Below are 22,052 nucleotides of genomic sequence, written 5' to 3'. Positions count from 1 at the left end.
CAAACCCTCCGTTTCCCATTACCGTCCTCACCCTTCAGGAGTCCGTCATGCACCAACAGATTTTTGTGAACCTGCCCATCGAGAACATGGCCCGCTCGCAGGCGTTCTTCCGCGCCCTGGGCTACGAGTTCAACCCCCAGTTCACCAACGACCAGGGCGCCTGCCTGGTGGTGGGCGAGAACCTCTTCGTGATGCTGCTGGTCAAGAGCTTTTACCAAACCTTCACCGACAAAACGATTGCCGACGCACGCACCACGTCGGAGGTGCTGGTGTGCTTCTCGTGCAGCAGTCGCGAAGAGGTCGACGCGCTGGTGGACAAGGCCGTGGCCGCAGGCGGCACCACACCCCGCCCGGCGCAGGACCTGGGCTTCATGTACTCGCGCAGCTTTGACGACCTGGACGGCCACACCTGGGAGTTTGTGCACATGGTGGATGCCAGCAAGGCGCTGGGCTGAGAACGTGTGAATGAATGCGCCGGATTCATTCACACCTCTTGATCGCGTGAAACCTTCTGCCCTGCCCGACCGCGATGCCCTGCACCGCAGCATCGACTCGGTGTGGCGCATCGAGGCTGCGCGCATCATTGCCAGCGTGGCGCGCATGACGCGCGACGTGGGCCGGGCCGAGGAACTGGCGCAAGACGCCCTGGTGGCCGCGCTGGAGCATTGGCCCAAAGACGGCCTGCCCGCCAACCCGGCCGCGTGGCTCATGACCACCGCCAAGCGCCGCGCCATCGACCACCTGCGCCAGCAGGTGCTGCACCAGCGCGAGCACGAGGCCCTGGGCCACGACCTCGAAGCGCTCGAGGCGCAGTACGCGCCCGATGTGGTGGACACCCTGATGCACGCCGAGCAGGACGACATTGGCGACGACCTGCTGCGCCTGATCTTCACCGCCTGCCACCCCGTGCTGCCCACCGAGGCGCGGGTGGCGCTCACGCTGCGGCTGCTGGGCGGCCTCACCACGGCCGAGATCGCGCGCGCCTTCCTGGTGCCCGAGCCCACCGTGGCCCAGCGCATCGTGCGTGCCAAGCGCAGCCTCACGGCCGCGCAGGTGCCGTTTGAAGTGCCCGGGGCGGCCGACCGCGCGCCGCGCCTGGCCTCGGTGCTGGAGGTGATCTACCTCATCTTCAACGAAGGTTATGCCGCCACCGCGGGCGACGACTGGATGCGCCCCGCGCTGTGTGGCGAAGCCCAGCGCCTGGTGCGGGTGCTGGCCAGCCTGGCGCCCGACGAGCCCGAGGTGCAAGGCCTGGTGGCCCTGCTCGAAATCCAGGCCTCGCGCCTGCCCGCACGCACCGATGCACAAGGCCAGCCCGTGCTACTCATGGACCAGGACCGCGCGCGCTGGGACCACCTCCTGGTGCGCCGGGGCCTGGCCGCCCTGGACAAAGCCGAGCAGCTCGCGCGCACCGGCAAGCCCTGGGGGCCGTACGCATTGCAGGGCGCCATCGCGGCCTGCCACGCACGCGCCCGGCAGGCGCAAGACACGGACTGGCCCCACATCGTGGCGCTGTACGACGCACTGCTGCAGGTGGCGCCCTCGCCCGTGGTGGCACTGAACCGCGCCGTGGCCGTGGGCATGGCCGAGGGGCCGGAGGCCGCGCTGGCGCTGGTCGATGCCCTGGCCAGCGACCCCCTGCTGCGCCATTACCACTGGCTGCCCAGCGTGCGCGGCGATCTGCTGGCCAAGCTGGGCCGGGGGGCTGAAGCGCGGGCGGAGTTCGAGCGCGCGGCCAGCCTCACCCGCAACGCGCAGGAAAAGGCGTTGCTGCTGGCCCGCGCCTGCGGTTGAAGGCCGGTGTTGTGCCCACCCTCACCCCGCTGCAAGGACACCACCCTCATGCCCCACCCTGCCCCTGAATACCCGCTGGAAGGCGGCTGCACCTGCCGCCATGTGCGCTACCGCCTGTTGGCGCCCCCCCTGTTTGTGCACTGCTGCCACTGCCGCTGGTGCCAGCGCGAAAGTGGCGCTGCTTTTGCGCTGAACGCGAYGATCGAGGCCGACCGTGTGGAACTGCTCGCAGGCACCCCGGCGATGGTGCACACCCCGTCAGAAAGTGGCCTGGGCCAGCAGATCGCGCGTTGCCCGCGCTGCCAGGTGGCGGTCTGGAGCCACTACGCAGGCGCGGGGCCCGTCATGGCGTTTGTGCGCGTGGGCACGCTGGATGCGCCCGATCACCTGCCGCCCGACATCCATATCTTCACGGCCTCGAAACAGCCCTGGGTGGTGTTGCCGCCGGGGATACCCGCCGTGGCGGAATATTACGAACGCGAGGGGTTGTGGCCTGCGCAAAGCATCGCCCGTCGCCAGGCGGTGCTGCCGCGCATCCAGGCCTACCGTGCGGCTGCAGGGCTCGACCCGGCCTGACGGCCTATGCCGGGCGGGGGGCTCAGCGCCGGCGGCGCTTTTTGATGGTCTGGCTTTGCGGCGTGGCGGCCTTGGGTGCCAGCCCCAGGGCGGCGCGGGCCAGCGTATCGGCCGCGCCATTGCGGTGGCGGGGAATCCACTGGACATGGGCTTGTGGGAACTGCCGCAGTGCCTGGTGTGCTTCGTCAAACAGCGCTGCCAGCCGCTCAATCGGTGCCTTGGGGTGGCTGCCCAACTGTTCCACCAGCACACGGTTGTCGCTGAACAAGTGCACTTGGGTTGATGTGGCAATGCCCTGCTGCGCGAGCCACTGCAGCGCCAACATCAGCGCGCGCAACTCGGCCTCGTTKTTGCAGCCGGTGAAGGTGGTGGCTTCGGAGATCTGGTGCCGCACGGTCCCGTCCGGGCCGGTCAGCACGGCCCCCAGGCCCATGCGCCCCGGGTTGGGCCCGGCACTGCCGTCGCAGTGGATCACCCAGGCACCAGGGGCGAGCGGCGCGGCCGCCCGTGCAGCGGTCACTTGTAAAAAGCTTCGACCGTGCCCTTGATCTTGATGAGCAGCGGCTGGCCCTTGCGGTCCACCGTCTTGCCGGCGGGCACCTTCACCCAGCCTTCGCTGATGCAGTATTCCTCCACATCAAAACGCTCCTTGCCGTTCAGGCGGATGCCGATGTCGTGCTCGAACACGGCGGCCACATGGTGCGGGCTGCGGGGGTTGACCGACAGGTGGTCGGGCAAGGGCGGCAGGGCGGGGGTGTTGGGGGTGGTGGCTTCGGTCATAGAGGTCTCAGCGAGAAAGGAGAAAACGCAAAGCGCGGATTCTCCGGCATTTGGGGTGCCGGCCTTCCCAGCGTTCGATCATCGCCCCAGCGGCGCCACGCCGATCAGCCACGCATGGCCCCAGAACGCAAAGCCCGCCCAGGCCACTGCACCCACCACCACAGCCGCCGCCGTGCCTGCAGCGCTGCCTGCCGCGTACACGGTGCCCTGCGCCCGGTCGCGCTGGCGCGCGGCGCGAAAGCTCAGAACCGCCCACAGCAAGAAGCTGCCAAACAGCAGCACGTCGGCCAGGTTGCCGTTGGACAGCAAATGCGCCAGCGCCCACACCTTCACGCCCAGCACCATGGGGTGGTGCAGCCGGGCCTTGAGGGCATTGCGCGGCACATAGGTGGCGGCCAGCAGCACAAAGGCGATCAGCGTCAGCAGGGCTGCGGCGTGCCGCATGCCGATGGGCGGCACCCACAGCACCACCGGCTGCTGCCGCGCCAGGCCGTAGCCCCAGACGATGAATGCCAGGCCCACGGCCGACACCAGCGAATACAGCCCTTTCCACGGCATCTCGCCCAGGCGCGCCCGCGTCTGCGTGCGCCAGCCATCGGCCACGATGCGCACCGAGTGCACGCCCAGAAACAACACCAGTCCCAGTACCAGATACCCCATGGCCAAGCCTTTCTTGTCGTCGTGAATCAACAGGGGCTGGCGCGTCGCCATCTGGCGGCGTGGCCCCTCGGTCTTGCTTGGGCGGATTATCGGCAGTGCGTGCCTGTGCCCTCGTCGTGTGGGGGCTTGCCGTGCTGGCTGCGCGCCGCCATCATGCCGCCCATGTCTGTCCGCCCGCTGCCCGACGCCTCTGAGCTACGCGCCCTGCCCAACCTGGGTCCGGCGTCCGAACGCATGCTGCACGCGACGGGCATCCACACACCCGCAGCGTTGCGTGCACTGGGTTCCGTGCCCGCTTTTGTGGCTGTGCGTCAGGCGGGGCAGCAACCCAGCCTCAACCTGCTGTGGGCGCTGGAGGGCGCGCTGAGCGGCCGGGACTGGAAAAGTGTGGCCCAGCAGGAGCGCACCGCGCTGCTGATGCAGCTGGACGATCTGGAGAGCGGTCGCCGGCCCTGATTTCGAGCGAAAACTGCCCCAAGCGCTAGTGAATAAAGCGCTGGTAGCTATCAATTTGGTAGTCGTTTTGCTGCCGCATTGCCTGCACGCAGGTGGGGTCAGATCCCCGCATGCTGCGCCAGCAGCGCCCCCACCTTGGGCTTGGCGCAGCGCTGCAGCGCTGCAGCGTTTGCAGCAACGCGTAGCTGGGCTCGGCCACCCGCCAGAGGGTGCGCAGGTCGTGCTGCATGCGGGCCAGCAGCGCAGCGGCCATCTCGGCATCGGCCAGCGCCCGGTGGGCCTGGCCTGTGCGCGGCAGGCCGTGGTAGTCCACCAGCGTGCCCAGCTTGTGGCTGGGCGCCTCGGGGTACAGGCGCCGCGACAGCAGCACCGTGCACGCAAACGGCTGCGGCGCGGGCATCCCGGCCAGGGCCAGTTCGGCCTGCCAGAACTTGCTGTCGAACGATGCGTTGTGCGCCACCATGGGCGCATCGCCCACAAAACGCGCGGCATCCTGCATCACCTGCGCCGCGTCGGGCGCGGCGTTCACCATCGCGTTGGTGATGCCGGTGAGCTGGGTGATGAAGGACGGAATCCACACCCCGGTTTTCATCAGGCTCTGGAACCGGTCCACCACCTGGCCGCCTTCCAGCAGCACGATGGCCACCTCGGTCGCGCGCGCGCCCTGGCCGGGCGAGACGCCGGTGGTTTCAAAGTCGATGACGGCGATGGGGGGCATGGGCTTGCGTGCGAAAAGGAAGGATTGTGCCGCCGCACCTGCGCGCCATCCTGTGCGCCCTGCGGGCCTGTGTGTCCACGTGCCTATCCAGGTGTGTGGCCTACACTGCCCCACCCCGTTTCTGGATGCATGGAGCCGAGCAACCCATGAAAAACCACACCACCCAACCCGCCTGGCTCCACGCCGCCCTGGACTACCTGCCGCAGTGGCTGGACCTGCAACTGGAGCGCTACCGCCAGCCCGGGTGTTCCGTGGCCATTGCACGCGGCGGCGAGACCGTGGCCGAGCTGGCCCTGGGCGTGGCCGACATGCGCACCCACCAACCCCTCACGCCCCGGCACCGCCTGCGCATTGCGTCGCACTCCAAGAGCTTCACGGCAGCGGGCGTCATGCTGCTGCGCGAGCAGGGAAAGGTCGGGCTGGACGACCCCATTGGCCGCTATGTCGATGGCCTGCACAAGGACCTGGCCCGGGCGCGCATTGGCGAGCTGCTCTCGCACAGCGCGGGCGTGACGCGCGATGGGCCCGATGCCGGCCAGTTCCTCGACCGGCGGCCGTATCTCTCCCGCGCCGAGCTGCTGGCGGATCTGCGCCACAAGCCGCCGCTGGAGACGGGGGTGCAGCTCAAGTACTCGAACCACGGCTACGGCCTGCTGGGGCTGATGATGGAGCAGGTCACCGGCACGGAGTACGCCAGCTGGATGGTGCGCCATGTGATCGATGCTGCGGGCCTGCAGGAAACCGTGCCCGACATGCCGCGCCTGGCCCGGGGCGCCCCGATGGCCGTGGGCCACAGCAGCGAGTTTCCGTTCGGCCAGCGCCTCATCGTGCCGGGCGACAACCGGTGCGACGCCATGGCCCCGGCGGCCGGGTTTGTGTCCACCGCGTCGGATGTGGCCCGCTTCTTTTCGCAGCTGGCGCCAGACAGCCAGCGCAGCATCCTGTCACCCGCCAGCCGCCGCGAGATGGCGCAGCGCCGCTGGCGCGACCCCTGCAACCTGTTCGAGTCCCACTACGGCCTGGGCACCATGCTCAGCGCGCCGGGCCCGCGCGAATGGATGGGCCACACCGGCAGCCTGCAAGGGTTCCTGTCACGCACCGCGCGCTACCCCGCGCTCGACTTGACGGTGACGGTGCTCACCAACGCGCAGGACGGCCTGTCCACCGAGTGGGTGGAAGGCATTGCCAGCATCCTGTTCGCGTTCCAGCAGCATGGTGCGCCGGGCAAAAAGGAAGCCGCCTGGGCGGGTCGCTGGTGGAGCCTGTGGGGCGCCAGCGACCTGGTGCCCATGGGCAAGGTGGTGTGCCAGGTGGTGCCCGCCATGTTCGTGCCGTTCAACGCCGCCACCACGGAGCTGGCCATCACCGGGCGCGACACCGGCGTGGTCCAGAAAGCCTCGGCCTACGCCAGCCCCGGCCAGCCGGTGCGCCGCGTGCGCGATGCCAGCGGCACTGCCACCGAGCTGTGGGTGGGCGGCACCCAGCTGTTGCCCAAGGACGCCATGGTGGCCGAGGCCACCCGTCGCTATCGCAAGGCGCGCCGCACTCCGCGCTGATCCCGGCGGCCCGGGCCTCAGCCCTTGGGGTGCGCTAAAAAGAACCGCAGCATCTCCGCCGTGGCATCGACCCCGACAGGGTCGGTGTGGCTGCCGCCCGCGTGCCCACCAGCCCACGCGTGCCCTGCGCCGTGCAGCACCCAGTGTTCTGCCACCACCGTGCCAGTCAGTGCGCTGGCCGACGGGGCGCCACCCGCCACGGTGTACACCTTGCGGGTGTAGCTCTGGCCACCACGGGACTGGCCCTGGTGCACGGTCTCCACCGTCGTCTGGCCGTCACCTGGGGCCGTGGCCAGTGCTGACAGCGTTGCCTCGATGAGCTGCTCACCGTTGTGTGCATGTACGGTGGTGTCGGCGTCGCCGTGGAACACGATCACCGGTGGGGGTGGCAGGGCTGGGGCGTCAGCGGCATGGTGGGTCGCCGCACCGGGTTTGGCCCCGTTCTTCATCGCCGACAGTGCGCCCATCACGTTGTGCGCGGCACCCGCCTGTAGGCCGGAGTGCACGCCCACGGCCGCAAACAGGTCGGGGTATTCGCGGCCCAGCAGTGCTGCCATGGCGCCGCCGGCGGACAGGCCCGCCACGTAGACGCGTTGCGCATCCACCGGGTGGCGCGCCATCACATCCCGCAGCATGGCCACGATCAGCGCGGGCTCGCCGCTGCCCCGATGCTGGTCGCCGGGGCGAAACCAGTTCCAGCAGCCGTTGGGGTTGGCGCTGTGGGGTTGCTCGGGGTACAGCACCAGGGCGTTGGCGGGCGCTGCTGCGTCGTTCATGCCCGTGCCAGTCGCAAAGTCCACCGGGTTCTGCGTGCAGCCGTGCAGCATCAGCACCAGGGGCATGGGGGTGCCTGCCGTGGCGCCCGGGGGCACGTACAGGTGGTAGTGGTGCGGGTTGTGCCGAGCGCCCGGGTGGGTGAAGGCCACGCGGGTGAAGCCCCCAGGGGGCTCCGCCAGCGGGTGGTGGCTGGCGGCGGGGCGTGGTGTGGTCGAGGGCTGTGCCTCTGCAGGCGGAGCGTGGGTGCTGCGGTCGATGACCACGGCGTCTTCCACCTCTTGCGCGGTGTGGGCACTGCGCCAGCGGGGGGCGTTCCCTGCCGTGGGTTCGGGCTCGGGCGCGTGCAGCGGGGGGGCGTTTGTGCTGGCGGGTGCGGGAGGGGGGCCATGGCGTGCCACGGCCTCGCCCAGGGTTTGCTGGATGGCCCGCGTGGCGTCGGCCAGTTGGCCGCTGCGCACCAGTTGGGTGGCTTCGCCCATCAGGCGCTTGAGGTTCAGGTTCCAGTCCATGGGGACTCCTTGGTGGTGGATGCGGGCACGGGCGGGCACTGGCGACGCGCTGCGGTCTGTGTACGGATTCAATGCATGCGCCCGGCCAGCGCGGCCTTGACGGCTGCACTGGCGTGGAACGCGCCCAAGACCGTCACCGAGGCGATCGTGGCCTGCGCCAGTGCGGGCGGCACGTCGTCGTCGATGCTGGCCAGGCCCAGCACACGGATCTCCAGCGCCTGGCCTGCCGCCAACACGGCCTCCAGCTCGGCCCGGCCAAAACGCTGCAGTCCCAGCACAAGCATCTTGCGGGCCACCACCTGGCGCACCGCGTCGTTCTGGGCGGTCAGCTGGTTGCGGATGGCTGTGCGGATGAAGTCGGTGCGGTTGGCGTAAAAGCCCTCGGACACCAGCAGGTCAATGTGGCCCAGGTCCACAAAACCGAGGTTGATGGTGACCTTCTCGGACTCGGGCACCTTGCTGCGTGCGGGGGCGGTGGGAACCAGGTTGCTCATCAAGCACACTCCAAAAAACATCCAAACAGATGGTGTATGGATGGAATATGGATGGTGGTTGGCTGCTTTGCAAGAGCTGCCCAAAAAGAATGGGGCCTACGGGCCGCAGAAGGTACTGCAGGCGCTCACTACCAAAATAGTAGCAAACAAGCCATGTTTCCGTAGCGCTAGCGCCCAGTTTTGCCTGAAATTTGTCCCGGGGACCCGCAGGATGGCGGTGCAAATGCTGCACCGCCCTGGGGAAAGGGGCTCAACTCACACCCTGCAGGCCGATCCCGAGGGATCGTCCACAGGCGCTCAGAACAGCGTGAGTTCCTTGTGTTCACCCAGGCTGCGCGGCGGCTCGCCAGTGAAGGCTGCCTTGGCCATCTGGAACAGTTGCACCATCTTGCTCTCGTCCACGTTCCAGTATTCGGCGTGGCGAACGCGCACCACCAGCAGTGCCAGGTCCGGGTCGGTCGCTCCGCCGGGGAACCACGCCTTGGCCAGGGGCGACCACAGGGCTTCCTTGAGCGCGCGGTCGTCCACAAAACGCGCCTGGCCTGACACGGACACATAGCGGTCCTCGCCCGGGTCGGCGTACGACACATTCACCTCGCCATCGGTCAAAAGGCGCTCGTACAGCTCGCCCGACTGGGAGATGAAGAAGTACAGCTCGGCCTGTTCATCGAGCTGCCGGTTTTGCGTGGTGAGCGGGTGCGCGTGCAGCATGCCTGTGGACGTGCGGTGCGTGAGCATGCCAAAACGGATGTCCTTGATGAGCTTCCACAAGGTGTCGTGGGCGGGGGAGTTGGGGTGCATGGGGCCTCCAGCAGGTGGTAGGGAATCAATCGAAGAGTGCGGGCACTGCAATCGATTGACTCTAGGCACCATGGGGCGGCCAGGGCGTCGGCGGGGAACGCCGATGCCTGTGGGCGGTTGTATGACACAGGGGCGCCGCCCTCCTCCATCAGGCCTTCTTCAAGAACTCCGACTTCAGCAGCATGCTGCCCAGGTCCGTCTTGCAGTCCACGTTGTGGCCATCGGCACCATCCACCAGGCGGATGCTCTTGATCTTGGTGCCCTTCTTGAGCGTGGACGACGAACCCTTGACCTTGAGGTCTTTCACCAGGATCACCGCGTCGCCGTCGGCCAGCGGGTTGCCGTTGGCATCCCGGACGATGCCGTCGCCTGCATCGGCGTCGGCGTCCGCTGCATCGGCCACCTGCGGCCATTCAAAGGCGCAGTCGGGGCACACATAGTTGCTGCCATCCGGGTAGGTGTTCTCCTGGCCGCACTGGGGGCAGGCGGGAACGGTGTGGGGCATGGTGGGATCCTCTCTGTCGTTGTTGTAGTGGTTGTGAAATGGGTGCGCAAAGTGTCGCCGCTTCACAGCGGCGCGCGTTGCTCCAGCGCAAACGGCGGCAGCCCTTTGAGCAGCCGCTGGCCGTAGCTGGTGCGCGTCAGGCGCTTGTCGTAGCAGTACACATGCGCCATGTCTTCTTCGGTGCGGATCGCGCGGCCCACCCATTGCGCCAGGCGGATGGCGGTGGCGGGCACCACCAGCTCGCTGAAGGGGTCGCGCCCCACGGCGCGCAGCCATTCGGCGCGGGCCTCGCCCACGGGGTCGTCGGGCGGGGCAAAGGGCAGCTTGGTGATGAAGACCGATTCGCACAGCCGCCCGGGCAGGTCCAGCCCCTCGCCAAACGACTGCATGCCGAAGATGACCGAGGGCTCGCCGTTCTCCACCCGCTCGCGGTGGCGGCGCAGCAGCTGTGTGCGCGGCAGCGCGTTCTGCACCAGCACCACGCTGCGCATGGCGGTGGGCAATGCGTCCACGGCCTGTCGCATCTGCTCGCGCGAGGTGAACAGCACCAGCGCGCCGTATTCCACGCGGGCAATGTCGTGCAGCAACGCATCGACCATCTCGGTGGTGAACTGCGCGGCGTTCTTGGGGTCGGCGCGGGTTTCGGCGGCAATCAGCGTGCCCTGCGCGGTGTAGTTGAAGGGGCTGGGCACCTCCAGCGTGGTGGTGGCTTCATCGCCATGCAGGCCCGCCTCGCGCAAGAAGAAGTCGAAGTGCCCGCAGCTGGTGAGCGTGGCCGAGGTCAGCACCGCGCCGCGCACGGCGCTCCACAGGTGGTTGCGCAGCGTGGTGCCGGGCAGGATGGGGCTGGCATGCGCCTTGACCACGATGAAGTCGCCATCCACCTCCAGCGTGAACCATTTGGCGGCGGGCACCGCGCCCTCGGGCGCATCCTGCAGCAGCAACTGGGCCGTGGCGTGCAGCTCTTCCAGGCGCGGGGCCAGCATGCCAATTTGTGCATACAGCGTGGACAGGCGCTTGGCCTCGTCGGGCTTGTCGCGCATCTCGGCGCGCAGGGCTTTGCTGATGGCGCGCAGGGCATCGAGGAAGCCTTCGGCACTGGCGGCCAGCAGGCCCAGCGGGGCAATCAATTGCTCTGGCAATTCGCCGCGTGGCACGCGCACGCGCGCCGGACCCCAGGCGCTGGGCTGGCTCTTGAGCTGGGCGCCGTACACATCCATCACGATGCGCGCCAGGTCTTGCAGCGTCTGCCGCAGCTGGGCGGAATGTTTGGGGATGTCGGCAATTTCTTCGACCTCCAGCAATGCCCCAATGCGCAGGCCCCGGCTGGCAAGCCGCTCGATCCAGGTGATGCGCGACAGGTCCATGCTGCACGCAAACTGGTCGAGCGCCGTGGCGGGCAGGTGGTGGGCTTCGTCCAGCACCAGGAGGCAGTTGTCCAGCTCGGGCAACACGCGCGCGCCCAGCGATGAAAGCAGCAAATCGTGGTTGGCCACGATCACCTGCGCGCCCACCAGCTCCTTGCGCTTGTCGTAGTAGGTGCACTGGCTGAAGGCCGGGCAGTGTTTGCCGGTGCACGAGGCACCCTCAGCCGCCACGGGGCTCCACACCTCGGGCTCGGGCGGTGTGTCCAGGCTGTCGCGGTCGCCGTCCCACGCGCCTTTCGACAAGGTTTGCGCCATCGTCGAATAGAACTGGATGCGCGCCTCGGTCTCATGCCGGGGGCGCTTGGCGCGGGCGGCGGCTTCCTCCTCGGCAAACAGGTCGTCGTCGGCCTCTTCCTCGGCCTCGCCCGTGCCCGCCAGGCGGTCGAGCTTGAGCTTGCACACATAGCGCCCGCGCCCCTTGGCCAGCGCAAACTTGAAGGGCTGGGGCAGCAGTGCGGCCAGTGCGGGCAGGTCCTTGTTGACCAGCTGCTCTTGCAACGCCACGGTGGCGGTAGAGATCAACACCCGCGTGCCGCGCGACAGCGCCAGCGCAATGGCGGGTGCGCAGTACGCCAGCGACTTGCCCACGCCCGTGCCCGCCTGGATGACGGCAATGGAGCGCGTGGGCGCGGCCTCGCCACTTTCTTCATCCACCTTGCCCAGCGTGGCGCTGCTGAACGTGCGCGCCACCTGCTGCGCCATCAGCCGCTGGCCAGCGCGGCTGCGAAAACCCTCGGTGGCCGACACCACCGCATCGAAAGATTCAAGGGCCTGTGCGGCCCACACCTGTTGAGACATACAGTAGTGTCGCATGCTCCAGACGGCGTGGCCGCCGACCGTGCGGTGGGCCCGAATTCTGGCCTTGTAGCAACCCCTTGGCCGCACAATCCGCGAACAATGACACTAAAAAAGGGGTATGCGATGCGAGGGAGAACAGCGCAGGCTGCAGGCCTTGGCCTGCACGGGGCCTTTGCGTGGCACCAAGCCTTGACGCAATGGCTGGGCTGGGCGGTACTGGTGATCTGCCTGGTGGCCGGCGGGGGCGCCAGGGCGCAAACCAGAACGTCGCCAGCGGGGGCGCAGGCAGACAAAACCCAGGAGCGCCAGCGCTTGCTCGCGCAGCAAGTGCTGCCCACCGACCCGGGGCGGTTTGCCTGGGGGCGCGCGGCCGAGGCCGTAGGCCAGGAGGCGGATGCGATTTATCTGCGGCTGGCCCTGGCGGACGATTGGTTGCGGGCGCTGGAAGGTGCGCCGGCGCCCGCTGCGAGCAGCATCGAAGCCGCCATCGCCCATGGCCGGGAGCTGGACCCCTATTTTCTGGAGCGCCGCGCCCAGGCCATGTGGACCACCCTACTGAAGGCGCAGCAGTTGCGGGCTGAGTGGGATCGTGATGGCCCCGAGGTGCCCCGCCCGCCCGAGTTGGACGCGCTGGGGGCCGAGCTGGTGCGGGAGGGGCCGGGCCTGTGGGTGCGGCGGGCGCAGGACGGTGGGCTTCGGGGGCTGTACCTGTGGGTGGGCGTGCGCAACATGTTGGCTGAGCCCCTGCCCCTGCCGGAGTTCGCGCTGCAGCTGGGCCGCCCTGGCATGCAGCCAGCGGCGCCGCGGATGCAATGCGCGCTGCCCCGCTACACCACGCGGCAGCTGGTGCCGCCGCAAACCACCCAGCAGTACCTGTGCAGTGCGGTCGAGGGCGGCTACGGGCTGCCACCCGCTGGCGTCAGCTGGCTGGCGCAGATGGGGCACTGGTTCAGCCAGGGTGCGGCGCTGCAGACCGTTATTCCCCAGCACGACCAAGCCCTGTCGCGCACCGCCCGCATCCTTGTGCAGGTGGACAACCCGGCGGTGGACAATTTCCTGCGCGGCGCCCGTGAATCCTCCGAGAAGCGTGAACAGCTGCAAAAAGAACGGGCCCAGGCGGAGGCTGCAGCGGCCAAGAAGGCCCGTGAAGCCAAGCCAGCGCGCCGCTCTGGCGAGTCGCTGCCGCTCTGGCTCAAGCGCCTGGCCTTTTTGGGTGGCGTGGCGGGTGCATTGGTTCTTTATGGTCTGCTCGCGCACCACTTCAGCGTGGCGGTGGCGTCTGGGGTGCTGTGGTTGGGCCTGGCCATTCCGAGCGCGATGTTCTTGCGGTCGATCTGGGCCATGGGCGGGACGGATGGCTGGGGCAAGCTCGCAGCGATCATCATGTCCGGGGCCGCCATCGTGGCGCCTTTTGTTGGCACGCTCGCTGCGTACACGGTCTACAAGCTGGTGGTGAGCGAGCGGGCGCGCCGCAAGGCGATCCTTTTCTTGCTCGGCGTGGTCGTATTCCTCCTGCTCCATGCGCTGGAGCGTTGGCTGTTCTGGTGACAGCAGGCTCTGCGCGCCCGCAGATGCGCAGGGCCTGGGCCTACAACGCGGGGCGGCCAGCGGCGCTAGGGTGAAGGGACTCCACGTCGCATACCAAGGCCCCACATGAAAACGACCCCCACAGCCCCCCGCAAGGAAGAGGAGATCATCCCCTCCGCTCCTGTGCCCGCCCGCACCGAGCGGCGCGTGAACACCACCCAGCCCCAGCCGCACCCCGGCAGCGGACCCGAAGACCTGAGCGGGCCCGAACCCCTCCTGCCGCACGAGCGCGACGAGGCGGTCAACATGACCGACGGCGAACCCGACGCCAAGATGGAGCAGGCCTACCGTGATGTGAAACGTGGACTGCAGGACACCGACCGGGGGCCACCGGCCGACAAGGCGTACCAAAAGCAGAAACGGTAATGCTGCAAATTTGATAGTTATTTCCGCCGATGGATAAGCGCTAGAGGCCAATTTTCATCAGTTTTACGGCACCCGCGCCGCCCTGAACCAGCGCGGCAGGTGGTCATGGGCATGCACCAGCGATCCGAGCACGCCGTGGCTGCGCTCAACCACCTCGATGCCCGGCACTCTGAGGTCCGGCACGATCACTACCGCGACCCCTGCGGCTTGCGCCGCGCGTGCGCCGTTCTCGCTGTCTTCAAACGCCAGGCACTTTGCGGGGTCCACGCCCAGGCGCACAGCTGCCAGCTGGTACAGGGCGGGGTCGGGTTTGCCGCGCGGTACCTCGTTGCCGCCAGCCCAGGCGTGAAAGTGCTGCAGCACGCCCACCCTGCCCAGGCGGTGCTCAATCTCGTCGCGCCGCGACGATGAGGCCACCGCGCAGGGCACGCCTGCTTGCCCCAAGGCGTGCAGCAGCGAGGCGGCGCCGGGTTTGAGGGGAAACAGGGGCTCTGGCCCCGCGTCCCACAGGCGCGCAGCCACATCGGATTGCACCTGTTCGAACATCTGCGGACCACCCAGCAAAGCCGTGAGCATGGTGTCGGAGTCGGTGGACGCGCGCCCCACCACCTGCAGGTAGTCGGCCTCTGCCAGTGCAATGCCCCGCGCCCGTGCGGCGTCCAGCCAGGCGCGCAGGGTCACGCGCTCGGAGTCGACCAGCAGTCCGTCCATGTCGAAGATGGCGGCGGTGAAGGGCGGGCGAGGTGTCTGCATCGAAATATGATGCCTGCAAAAACCAATGCTTCAGTCCATCCGAGGGAACATGGAAACCACGACGCGATTCACGCTGGTCTGCAAGAACGATACCGATGCCGATGCACTGCATGCGGTTTTCAGCACTCCCGATGGTGCCGGGCTTGCAGCGGCGGTCAGGGCCTTCTTCGCGGCCCGCAAGCTCACCATCCACCCCACGGACCACCTGGGCTTTGACAGCTACGAGCGTTCGGGCCTGGTGATCGACGCGGCATTCACCTCGGGCTCTGCCGATGTTGGTGATTTCATCAAGCCCTTGTCCAAGGTCTGCCATGCGCTGCATGCCGAACTGGTCTATGATGAGGTCGCCCGAAAGCTTGAATACGGCTTCATCGACGGCAAGAAAAAGCCGCCCGTAGATGTCGTGGCCTTGATGAAGACCCTGGCCCCGACCGCCCAGCTCGGCCGTGTGGGAAAGAGCATCGAGGCTGCCGAGCGCGAGCAGAACGACCCGACCTATGCCTTCATCCGCGCCATCGGGTTCTCCAAGAACCAGGCCACCGTGCAGGCCTTGCTGGAGAAGGGGGCCGACCCCAACAGCACATTCTCTTCCGGCTACTCCTGCCTGAACAAGGCCATCACCGACAAGCGCGTGAAGGTCGTGCAGCTCATGCTGGAGCATGGCGCTGACCCCAACCTGCCGCACAAGGGCTATCCCAACCTGTACGAGGCCTGTCGGTTCTCTGCACCCAAGATCGTGGACCTGCTGCTGCAGCACGGTGCCGACCCTGATGGGCGCGCTCAGGGCGCATCGGAAACGAGCTACCCCATCGAGATCGCCATCTACTACCACCAAGCCAAGATCGTGCAGTCGCTGCTGGACAAGGGCGCCACAACCCGCGGCCTGCCCAAGCTGGCCAATTTGCTGGAGCTCACGGCCCGCTCGTTCGACGCCATGTGTGGGAACCTGGACGGCAAGCTCGCTATCCTGAAACTGCTGGTGCGCGACTCGGCGTGGAAGGCCGAGCTCGTGCAACGCCGTGACCGGCTGACCGAAATGCTCCAGCAGTCGTTCGCTGCCTACAAGTATCAGACGCCCAAGGACCGCAAGGACTTCGACGACATCCTGGCTTTCATGGCGGCTGCTTGAAGAAATACTGCTGGCTCAGCCGCGCTGCTGCAGCGCCCGCTCGATCCGGTCGCGCCGCACCGTCGTCTTGGGCACCTTGAACGGGAACCACGTGCGTACGTCTTCTTCCAGACCGATGCCGTGCATGTAGTTGTAGATGGCCTTCTTGAGCGCGCCGCCCAGCGCGTCGTGGTCGACGCCCGTGGGGTCGATGAAGGCCACGTCGTTCTTGGCGAAGTCGCCGGGCGGCAGCGGTGCCAGCGTGACGCCGTATTCCTCGGGGTTTTTGCCGACGGGCGAGTGCACGGTGCAGGCAAAGCGGTGGAAGAACCCGCTCTGGATGCAGCCGTTGGCGAACAACTGGCGCACGTACTCCAGCGCGTCCACCGTGTCCTGCACCGTCTGGGTGGGAAAGCCGTACATCAGGTACGCATGCACCAGGATGCCCGCGTCGGTGAAAGCCCGGGTCACGCGCGCCACCTGGTCCACCGACACGCCTTTTTTCATGAGCTGCAGCAGCCTGTCCGATGCAACCTCCAGCCCGCCCGAGATCGCAATGCAGCCGCTGTCGGCCAGCAGCTCGGCCAGGTCGGGGGTGAAGGTTTTTTCAAACCGCACATTGCCCCACCAGCTGATGCCTGCGTTGCGCGCGATCAGTTCGGTAGCCAGCGCCTTGAGTGCCTTGGGCGGTGCGGCTTCGTCCACAAAGTGAAAGCCGGTCTGCCCCRTCTCGCGCACGATCTGCTCGATGCGGTCGGCCAGCACGGCGGCGCTGGCGCCCTCGTAGCGGCTGATGTAGTCCAGGCTCACGTCGCAAAAGCTGCACTTCTTCCAGTAGCAGCCATGCGCCACGGTGAGCTTGTTCCAGCGCCCATCGCTCCACAGGCGGTGCATGGGGTTGAGCATGTCCAGGAGCGATAGATAGCGGTCCAGCGGCAGGCCGTCCCAGGTGGGTGTTCCCACCTCGGCAAAGGCGATGTCGGCTTCCATCATGTTGATGTACTGCACCGCGCCATCGTCACCGCGCACGAAGGTGCGCACCAAGCGCTGGCGGCCGCGCTCGCCACGCAGGTGTTCCAGCAGCGCCAGCAATGGGCGTTCGCCCGCGTCCAGCGTCACGTAGTCAAAGAAGTCGAATACACGCGGGTCGGCCAGTTCACGCAGCTCGGTGTTCACAAAGCCGCCGCCCAGCACGGTGGCGATGTGTGGGTAGCGCGCCTTGATGGCCTGGGCAATGCGGAACGCCGCATACACGGACCCCGGGAACGGCACGGACAGCAGCACCACGCTGGGCTGGTGCTTGGTAATCGCTTCGTGCGTGAGCTGCTCCAGCAACTCGTCTACCAGCGTGGGCGGCGCAGCGAGTGCTTGGGCCAGCGGGTCAAACGTGGGCTGGCTGCCGGCCAGCGATTCGGCATAGCGCACAAACTCAAAACGCTCGTCCACCGCGTCGCGCAGCACATCGGCCACGTCGTTCAGGTACAGCGTGGCCAGGTGCTTGGCCTTGTCCGTCAGGCCGAGCGCGCCAAAGGCCCAGCCCAGCGGGTCGCCGCCTTCGTCGTCCACGTACACGTCCAGCGTCGCAAAGCGCGGCCCCTCGGGCAGGTAGTTCCTTCCCACGATGCGGTGCGCCAGCGTGCTGTCGCGGCCTTGCAAGAAGGCAATGGCGGGGCCGATGGTGGCGAGGTAGCGGTCCTTTTGCTCCGCAAAACTTTGCACGGCGGGGCTCTGCTTTTTGGCGGGCAGCGCATCCACCTGGGCGGCCACCGCGCGCAGCCCTTCGGGCGAGAGCAGGCGCAGCACCAGCGCCAATGCCAGGTCTTCCTGGAACGCCGTCACCCCCCGCGAACGCAGAAAGCCCGTGAGGTAGGCGGTGGAGGGGTAGGGCGTGTTCAGCTGCGTCATCGGGGGGATGACGGAGAGGACGCGCTGGGCGGGTGAGGCGGGGGCGACGGCAGACATGGTGGAAACAGGCAATGGGGCGATGCGGTGCCGCCGCAGGGGTCGTGGAACCCCCGATTATCCCGGCCCGGCTTTATCCCTGGTGGGCGGGGGGCGCCGGGGGCACCGCAGCCGCGTGGGGTGTGCCGCTAGGGATGTCCTGCATCACCCTCGCGAGTCGGTGGTAGTGCGGATCAGGACAGGCCGCCAGGCGTCTTTTTGCAGCCAATAGCGGGCTATTGGCAAGAAAAGCAACGCAGCGGACTGCCTGAGACCGCGCTATCACAGACCGCAGGGAGTGATGCAGGTCATCCCTGGTAGTTGTTCTTCACCCGCACGTAGTGCTCTGCCGAGTACTTCAGGTACRCAATCTCCGCCTCGGTCAGCGCGCGTTGGCGCACTGCGGGGCGGCCGATGTAGAGGTACCCGCTCTCCAGCACCTTGCCGGGCGAGACCAGGCTGCCTGCGCCCAGCATCACGCGGTCTTCGATGATGGCGTCATCCATCACGATGGAGCCCATGCCGATGAGGCATTCGTTGCCGATGCGGCAGCCGTGCAGGATCACCGAATGGCCCACCGTGACGTAGTCGCCGATGACCAGCGGCGAGCCTTCGGGCTTGCTGGCGTTGCGGTGTGAGACATGGCCCATGGTCAGGTCTTGCACGTTGCTGCACACGCCCACGGTGATGCGGTTCACATCGCCGCGCAGCACGGCGTTGCACCACACCGAGCTATCGCGGCCCAGCGTGACGTCGCCGATGACCTGGGCAGAGTCGTGGATGAAAACGCCGGTGTCCAGGACCGGGGCAGTGTCGAGGTAGGGAGCGAGGGGCATCTTGGTGTCAGGCTGCGTGGAAAGAACGGGCGAGCGTAGTGCAAATCGCACCTCACGCCGGTTTGCTGGCCAGGGTGGTGGCGTGGGTCAGCGCGCTGGGGCGCGGCGAGGGGCAGGTTTCGCAGCGGTGGCAACAGGGGCTGCCGCTGCCTTGCCCGTGCTTCCAGCCGGGGTTTTTTTTACGGGGGACTTGGCCTCCTGGGTGGGCGCGGCGTAGAACCCCAGAAACATGTCCACCGCATCCCCTACCACTTGCGCTTGCTGTGCGGCGCTCAGGGGCGGCTGGCCCATGGCCAGCTGGGGCCAGAACGCAAATGCCTTGACCATGCCCTGCAGTTGCTGCGCGGCGTAGGGAACATCCATGGTGGCGCGCAGGCGGCCATCCTGCTGGGCCGCGCGCAGCCAGCGCGGCAGGCCCTCTTCCTTGGCCGAGAGCTTGGCGGTGATGCCGCGCGCGCGCTCGGGGGTGTGCATCATGTCGGCCATGGCCACGCGGCTCAGGTCGATGAAGCTCGCGTCGTTGAGCAGGCGCATCTTTTGCGCCAGCAGCTCCAGCAGCTGGTCGCGCAGCGGGCGCGTGGGGGTGTAGGCCAGTTCGTCGGGTGACTGGCTGCGCTCCCACATCAGCAGCAGGATGGCTTCGAACAGTTCTTCCTTGCTTGGGAAGTGGTTGTACACCGTGCGTTTGGACACATCCGCCGCTGCGGCCACGCGGTCCATGCTGGTGCCGTTGAAGCCGTGTTCGCGGAACTCGCCGATGGCCGCCTGCACGATGGCATCGCGCTTGCGGTCGGTCAGGCGAGGGGTGGGCGGGGAGGCGATCATGCGCAAATTTTACACCGGGTAGTTTACTTTTCTAAAAAGTGAACTACACTGTGCAGTGTAATTTTTATGTCGCAGATCCGGTGTCACTCTCCATCGCCCGCCGCCGCCGTCTGCTCCCGGCACTTTGTGTCGCCTTCGTTGTACTGATCGCCATGGCCTACAGCCTCTTTTCCCGCGCCGCCCAGCCGGTGGCCGCCTATGAACAGTCGCCGCAGTTCGCGGGTGGCAAATTTCGCAACGTGGCACCCCGCCATGCGCTGGGCGCCCTCAAGACGCTGCAGGTGATGTGGCGCTTTGCCACCGGCAAGCCCGACGACTCGGTGCCGCGCCAGCCCGTGCCGGTGTACGCCGTGATGCGGTCAGACCTGCTGGCCGCGCCCGACCTGAGCCTGTGGCGCCTGGGGCACTCCACCCTGCTCTTCAAGACCAACGGCCAGTTCTGGCTGACCGACCCGGTGTTTTCCGAGCGCGCCTCGCCGTTCCAGTTCCTGGGCCCCAAGCGCTTTCACGCGCCGCCCATCACGATTGACGAGCTGCCGCCCATCACCGGCGTGGTCCTGTCGCACGACCACTACGACCACCTGGACTACGCTGCCATCCAGAAGCTTGCGCCCAAGGTGGAGCACTTCATCACGCCGCTGGGCGTGGGCGACCGGCTCATCGGCTGGGGCGTGCCTGCGGCCAAGGTGCAGCAGTTGGACTGGTGGCAGGGCACCACCATCGGCGGGCTGCAGCTGGTGGCCACGCCTGCGCAGCATTTCTCGGGCCGGGGCCTGTCGGACGGCAACAGCACGCTGTGGGCCTCGTGGGTGCTGATCGCGGGTCAAGGCGCAGACCAAGTCCGCGTCTTCTTCAGTGGCGACACGGGCTACTTCGACGGCTTCAAGGCCATTGGCGAGCGGTTCGGACCGTTCGATCTGACACTGATCGAAACGGGCGCCTACAACGCCGACTGGCCCGACATCCACATGCACCCCGAGGAGAGCCTGCAGGCCCATCTGGACGTGAAGGGGCGCCATCTGTTCCCCATCCACAACGGCACGTTTGACCTGTCGCTGCACCCGTGGGTGGAGCCGTTCGAGCGCATTACCGCCCTCGCGGCGGCAGCGCAGGTGCCGCTGGTGGCGCCCATCATGGGCGAGCGGCTGGACATCCGCGCGCCCGCACTGTCCACGCACTGGTGGCGCAAGGTGGAGCCGCAGGCTGTGGTTCAGACGGAGGGCCTTGGCACGGCCCTGGCCCCTCAGCCCGGCGCGTGGTGAAGCGCCAGCGCCCGCATCAACGCTGACGCACGAGGCCGCCCACCACGCGGGCCGCCGCGCGGATCTCTGCATCGTCAAACCCCGCATAGCCCAGCAGCCAGCCCCGGCGCTCCGACTGCATCGCATAGCGCGACAGCGGCGCCAGCATCACGCCCGCCGCCAGCGCCTGGCGGCTCAGGGTTTCGTCGTCGGTGCCGGGTGCCACCTCGTGCAGCAGGTGCATGCCGCGATCGCTGGCGGCCAGTTGCCAGGCGCCGTTGCTGGCCTCGGCCAGTGCGGTGCGCAGCGTGTGCTGCCGCTGCAGGTACAGCTCGCGCATCTGCCGCAAGTGGCGCAGCAGGTGGCCTTCGGCAATGAAGCGCGCCAGCACCGCTTGCGCGTCGCCCGGTGCATGCCGGTCGGTGATGGCGCGGGCCATGGCAAAGGCCTCCACCAGCGCGGGCGGCACCACCACAAAGCCCAGGCGCAGGCCGGGGTGCAGCGTCTTGCTGAAGGTGCCCACGTACAGCACGCGCTCCGAGCCCGGCAGGCTGCACAGCGCGGGCACGCGCTGGGCCTGGCCATCGTTCTTGCCGTACTGGAACTCCCCGTCGTAGTCGTCCTCGACCACCCAGGCGTCATGTGCGCGCGCCCACTGCAGCAGCGCCTGCCGCCGCGCCAGACCCATGCACACGCCGGTGGGGAACTGGTGCGTGGGTGTGACGACGGCCATGCGCGCGTTCGGCCATTGCGCCGCAGCGGTGTCGATGCGCAGGCCGTCTCCATCCATGTCCACTGGCCGCGCCAGCGCGCCGTGGCCCAGCAGGCTAGCGCGGATGCCGGGGTAGCCGGGGTCTTCCACCAGCACCTCGTCGCCCACGTCCAGCAGCAGCCTCGCAATCAGGTCAATGCCCTGCTGCGAGCCCGAGCACACCACCACCTGCGCCGCATCGCAGCGGATGCCACGCGAGGCCCACAGCCATTGCGCCACGGCCTGGCGCAGGTCGGGGTCGCCAGCCGGGTCCAGGTACTGCGCGCGGTTACTGCGCTGGCCTGAACTGGCATGGCGTGTCAGGCGGTCCCACAGCGCAAACGGAAAGGTGGCGACTTCGGGCGCGCCAATGCGAAACGCCTTGGCCGCCGCCAGGGGCGGGCGCCAGCGCGCCGCCGTGTCGGCGATCAATTGCCCCCGGCGAGACAGGYCCCGGGGCGGCGCCACCAGGCCTTGCGGGGCAGGCAATGTGGCGGCCACGGCCTGCGACACATAGGTGCCGTCGCCCACGCGGGCTTCCACATAACCCTCGGCCTGCAGGCGCTGCACGGCCCACAGCACGGTGTTGCGCGACACGCCCAGGCTGGCCGCATGCTCGCGCGAGGGTGGCAGGCGGGTGCCCGCGCGCAGGCTGCCCTGCTCGATGGCGCGGCGCAGTTGCGCATACACCTCCTGGCGCAGGGTCAGGGTGGCGGTGGTTCGATTGGCTCCGGGGCTGGGCACAAATTGGCCCTTTCAATATGGGGATGTACTCATAAACTGAAGAACCATT

General features: G+C 67.8%; 22 protein-coding genes and 1 pseudogene. 9 read left to right on the top strand and 14 right to left on the bottom strand.

What is annotated here, in order from left to right:
* Positions 1 to 47 precede the first annotated feature (47 nt).
* Genes AC04MI_RS02540 through AC04MI_RS02530 form a run of 3 tightly spaced genes read left to right on the top strand, consistent with a single transcriptional unit; the run spans position 48 to position 2,370 of the window.
* The gene (locus AC04MI_RS02540; RefSeq protein ID WP_056056889.1) at positions 48 to 455 is read left to right on the top strand and encodes a VOC family protein; all 408 of its coding nucleotides are present in this window, start codon (positions 48 to 50) and stop codon (positions 453 to 455) included.
* A gap of 46 nt (positions 456 to 501) precedes the next feature.
* Positions 502 to 1,794 carry an RNA polymerase sigma factor gene (locus tag AC04MI_RS02535; RefSeq protein ID WP_436076656.1) on the top strand — a complete coding sequence of 431 codons (1,293 nt, stop codon included), beginning with the start codon at positions 502 to 504 and terminating at the stop codon, positions 1,792 to 1,794.
* Positions 1,795 to 1,842: 48 nt separating this feature from the next.
* Positions 1,843 to 2,370, top strand: a complete 528-nt coding sequence (locus AC04MI_RS02530; protein ID WP_476496980.1) for a GFA family protein — start codon at positions 1,843 to 1,845, stop codon at positions 2,368 to 2,370.
* A 22-nt stretch (positions 2,371 to 2,392) separates the two neighbouring features.
* On the opposite strand, the gene AC04MI_RS02525 is transcribed toward AC04MI_RS02530, so the two are convergent.
* The 3 genes from AC04MI_RS02525 to AC04MI_RS02515 all read right to left on the bottom strand — a co-directional run bounded on the left by AC04MI_RS02525 (position 2,393) and on the right by AC04MI_RS02515 (position 3,810).
* Positions 2,393 to 2,890 (bottom strand): ribonuclease HI family protein, encoded by a 498-nt coding sequence (locus AC04MI_RS02525; RefSeq protein WP_476496979.1) that lies wholly within the window; start codon positions 2,888 to 2,890, stop codon positions 2,393 to 2,395.
* On the bottom strand, positions 2,887 to 3,150 hold the full coding sequence (locus AC04MI_RS02520; RefSeq protein WP_015011863.1) for a DUF3297 family protein: 264 nt from the start codon (positions 3,148 to 3,150) through the stop codon (positions 2,887 to 2,889). The genes AC04MI_RS02525 and AC04MI_RS02520 overlap by 4 nt, the downstream gene beginning before the upstream one ends.
* Before the next feature lie 78 nt (positions 3,151 to 3,228).
* Entirely contained in the window at positions 3,229 to 3,810 is a 582-nt protein-coding gene (locus AC04MI_RS02515) for an NnrU family protein (RefSeq protein WP_056742546.1), read from the bottom strand.
* Positions 3,811 to 3,972: 162 nt separating this feature from the next.
* Here AC04MI_RS02515 and AC04MI_RS02510 point away from each other — a divergent pair, with 162 nt between their 5' ends.
* Positions 3,973 to 4,266, top strand: a complete 294-nt coding sequence (locus AC04MI_RS02510; RefSeq protein WP_099732289.1) for a TfoX/Sxy family protein — start codon at positions 3,973 to 3,975, stop codon at positions 4,264 to 4,266.
* A 25-nt stretch (positions 4,267 to 4,291) separates the two neighbouring features.
* Here AC04MI_RS02510 and AC04MI_RS02505 read toward each other — a convergent pair whose 3' ends face one another.
* Positions 4,292 to 4,984: a 3'-5' exonuclease gene (locus AC04MI_RS02505; protein WP_436076659.1), complete on the bottom strand. Its 693-nt coding sequence runs from the start codon at positions 4,982 to 4,984 to the stop codon at positions 4,292 to 4,294.
* 146 nt (positions 4,985 to 5,130) lie between these two features.
* Between AC04MI_RS02505 and AC04MI_RS02500 the strand changes: the two genes are divergently transcribed.
* A complete protein-coding gene (locus AC04MI_RS02500) occupies positions 5,131 to 6,540 on the top strand; it encodes a serine hydrolase domain-containing protein (RefSeq protein WP_436074183.1) in 1,410 nt (469 codons plus the stop codon).
* Between the two features lie 17 nt (positions 6,541 to 6,557).
* Here the strand turns inward: AC04MI_RS02500 and AC04MI_RS02495 are convergent, their stop codons facing one another.
* The 5 genes from AC04MI_RS02495 to dinG form a co-directional block, all read right to left on the bottom strand.
* Positions 6,558 to 7,826, bottom strand: a complete 1,269-nt coding sequence (locus tag AC04MI_RS02495) for an extracellular catalytic domain type 1 short-chain-length polyhydroxyalkanoate depolymerase (protein ID WP_436076660.1) — start codon at positions 7,824 to 7,826, stop codon at positions 6,558 to 6,560.
* 68 nt (positions 7,827 to 7,894) lie between these two features.
* Positions 7,895 to 8,320, bottom strand: a complete 426-nt coding sequence (locus AC04MI_RS02490) for a hypothetical protein (protein WP_056057652.1) — start codon at positions 8,318 to 8,320, stop codon at positions 7,895 to 7,897.
* Between the two features lie 297 nt (positions 8,321 to 8,617).
* Positions 8,618 to 9,121 (bottom strand): pyridoxamine 5'-phosphate oxidase family protein, encoded by a 504-nt coding sequence (locus AC04MI_RS02485; RefSeq protein ID WP_056742558.1) that lies wholly within the window; start codon positions 9,119 to 9,121, stop codon positions 8,618 to 8,620.
* A gap of 148 nt (positions 9,122 to 9,269) precedes the next feature.
* Positions 9,270 to 9,626: a zinc ribbon domain-containing protein YjdM gene (locus AC04MI_RS02480; protein ID WP_056743179.1), complete on the bottom strand. Its 357-nt coding sequence runs from the start codon at positions 9,624 to 9,626 to the stop codon at positions 9,270 to 9,272.
* 62 nt (positions 9,627 to 9,688) lie between these two features.
* Positions 9,689 to 11,851, bottom strand: a complete 2,163-nt coding sequence (gene dinG, locus AC04MI_RS02475) for an ATP-dependent DNA helicase DinG (RefSeq protein ID WP_476496977.1) — start codon at positions 11,849 to 11,851, stop codon at positions 9,689 to 9,691.
* Positions 11,852 to 12,040: 189 nt separating this feature from the next.
* Here dinG and AC04MI_RS02470 point away from each other — a divergent pair, with 189 nt between their 5' ends.
* Together AC04MI_RS02470 and AC04MI_RS02465 are read left to right on the top strand one after the other, a co-directional pair.
* Positions 12,041 to 13,399, top strand: coding sequence for a hypothetical protein (locus AC04MI_RS02470; protein WP_116748448.1), 1,359 nt, complete (start codon positions 12,041 to 12,043; stop codon positions 13,397 to 13,399).
* A 105-nt stretch (positions 13,400 to 13,504) separates the two neighbouring features.
* Positions 13,505 to 13,804 carry a hypothetical protein gene (locus AC04MI_RS02465; protein WP_056056870.1) on the top strand — a complete coding sequence of 100 codons (300 nt, stop codon included), beginning with the start codon at positions 13,505 to 13,507 and terminating at the stop codon, positions 13,802 to 13,804.
* 63 nt (positions 13,805 to 13,867) lie between these two features.
* Here the strand turns inward: AC04MI_RS02465 and AC04MI_RS02460 are convergent, their stop codons facing one another.
* Complete coding sequence (locus AC04MI_RS02460) at positions 13,868 to 14,557, bottom strand: HAD family hydrolase (RefSeq protein ID WP_108497166.1); 690 nt, start codon at positions 14,555 to 14,557, stop codon at positions 13,868 to 13,870.
* Between the two features lie 49 nt (positions 14,558 to 14,606).
* Here AC04MI_RS02460 and AC04MI_RS02455 point away from each other — a divergent pair, with 49 nt between their 5' ends.
* Positions 14,607 to 15,686, top strand: a complete 1,080-nt coding sequence (locus tag AC04MI_RS02455; protein ID WP_436076662.1) for an ankyrin repeat domain-containing protein — start codon at positions 14,607 to 14,609, stop codon at positions 15,684 to 15,686.
* A 15-nt stretch (positions 15,687 to 15,701) separates the two neighbouring features.
* Here AC04MI_RS02455 and AC04MI_RS02450 read toward each other — a convergent pair whose 3' ends face one another.
* From AC04MI_RS02450 to AC04MI_RS02440, 3 genes and pseudogenes are all read right to left on the bottom strand, one after another.
* Positions 15,702 to 17,570 carry a B12-binding domain-containing radical SAM protein gene (locus AC04MI_RS02450; protein WP_476496990.1) on the bottom strand — a complete coding sequence of 623 codons (1,869 nt, stop codon included), beginning with the start codon at positions 17,568 to 17,570 and terminating at the stop codon, positions 15,702 to 15,704.
* Positions 17,571 to 17,914: 344 nt separating this feature from the next.
* Positions 17,915 to 18,442: a gamma carbonic anhydrase family protein gene (locus tag AC04MI_RS02445; RefSeq protein ID WP_476496975.1), complete on the bottom strand. Its 528-nt coding sequence runs from the start codon at positions 18,440 to 18,442 to the stop codon at positions 17,915 to 17,917.
* Between the two features lie 210 nt (positions 18,443 to 18,652).
* Positions 18,653 to 19,267, bottom strand: a pseudogene (locus tag AC04MI_RS02440) (TetR/AcrR family transcriptional regulator); the annotation flags it as partial.
* Between the two features lie 152 nt (positions 19,268 to 19,419).
* On the opposite strand from AC04MI_RS02440, the gene AC04MI_RS02435 reads away from it, so the two are divergent.
* On the top strand, positions 19,420 to 20,529 hold the full coding sequence (locus tag AC04MI_RS02435) for an MBL fold metallo-hydrolase (RefSeq protein ID WP_436076664.1): 1,110 nt from the start codon (positions 19,420 to 19,422) through the stop codon (positions 20,527 to 20,529).
* A 16-nt stretch (positions 20,530 to 20,545) separates the two neighbouring features.
* Here AC04MI_RS02435 and pdxR read toward each other — a convergent pair whose 3' ends face one another.
* Positions 20,546 to 22,003, bottom strand: coding sequence for a MocR-like pyridoxine biosynthesis transcription factor PdxR (pdxR, locus tag AC04MI_RS02430; protein WP_476496973.1), 1,458 nt, complete (start codon positions 22,001 to 22,003; stop codon positions 20,546 to 20,548).
* Positions 22,004 to 22,052 lie beyond the last annotated feature (49 nt).

This window comes from Acidovorax sp. LjRoot204 (genome assembly GCF_056175785.1).
The sequence above is the reverse complement of the archived record's forward strand: the minus strand, read 5'-3'. Positions and strand labels throughout refer to the sequence as shown.

Bases quoted from the DNA above. Each gene is read 5' to 3' on its own strand.
- AC04MI_RS02490 (WP_056057652.1), bottom strand. From the start codon at position 8,320: ATGAGCAACCTGGTTCCCACCGCCCCCGCACGCAGCAAGGTGCCCGAG.
- dinG (WP_476496977.1), bottom strand. From the start codon at position 11,851: ATGTCTCAACAGGTGTGGGCCGCACAGGCCCTTGAATCTTTCGATGCG.
- AC04MI_RS02495 (WP_436076660.1), bottom strand. From the start codon at position 7,826: ATGGACTGGAACCTGAACCTCAAGCGCCTGATGGGCGAAGCCACCCAA.
- AC04MI_RS02455 (WP_436076662.1), top strand. From the start codon at position 14,607: ATGGAAACCACGACGCGATTCACGCTGGTCTGCAAGAACGATACCGAT.
- AC04MI_RS02520 (WP_015011863.1), bottom strand. From the start codon at position 3,150: ATGACCGAAGCCACCACCCCCAACACCCCCGCCCTGCCGCCCTTGCCC.
- AC04MI_RS02510 (WP_099732289.1), top strand. From the start codon at position 3,973: ATGTCTGTCCGCCCGCTGCCCGACGCCTCTGAGCTACGCGCCCTGCCC.
- AC04MI_RS02460 (WP_108497166.1), bottom strand. From the start codon at position 14,557: ATGCAGACACCTCGCCCGCCCTTCACCGCCGCCATCTTCGACATGGAC.
- AC04MI_RS02465 (WP_056056870.1), top strand. From the start codon at position 13,505: ATGAAAACGACCCCCACAGCCCCCCGCAAGGAAGAGGAGATCATCCCC.
- AC04MI_RS02480 (WP_056743179.1), bottom strand. From the start codon at position 9,626: ATGCCCCACACCGTTCCCGCCTGCCCCCAGTGCGGCCAGGAGAACACC.
- AC04MI_RS02505 (WP_436076659.1), bottom strand. From the start codon at position 4,984: ATGCCCCCCATCGCCGTCATCGACTTTGAAACCACCGGCGTCTCGCCC.
- AC04MI_RS02540 (WP_056056889.1), top strand. From the start codon at position 48: ATGCACCAACAGATTTTTGTGAACCTGCCCATCGAGAACATGGCCCGC.
- AC04MI_RS02500 (WP_436074183.1), top strand. From the start codon at position 5,131: ATGAAAAACCACACCACCCAACCCGCCTGGCTCCACGCCGCCCTGGAC.
- AC04MI_RS02515 (WP_056742546.1), bottom strand. From the start codon at position 3,810: ATGGGGTATCTGGTACTGGGACTGGTGTTGTTTCTGGGCGTGCACTCG.
- AC04MI_RS02435 (WP_436076664.1), top strand. From the start codon at position 19,420: ATGGCCTACAGCCTCTTTTCCCGCGCCGCCCAGCCGGTGGCCGCCTAT.
- AC04MI_RS02485 (WP_056742558.1), bottom strand. From the start codon at position 9,121: ATGCACCCCAACTCCCCCGCCCACGACACCTTGTGGAAGCTCATCAAG.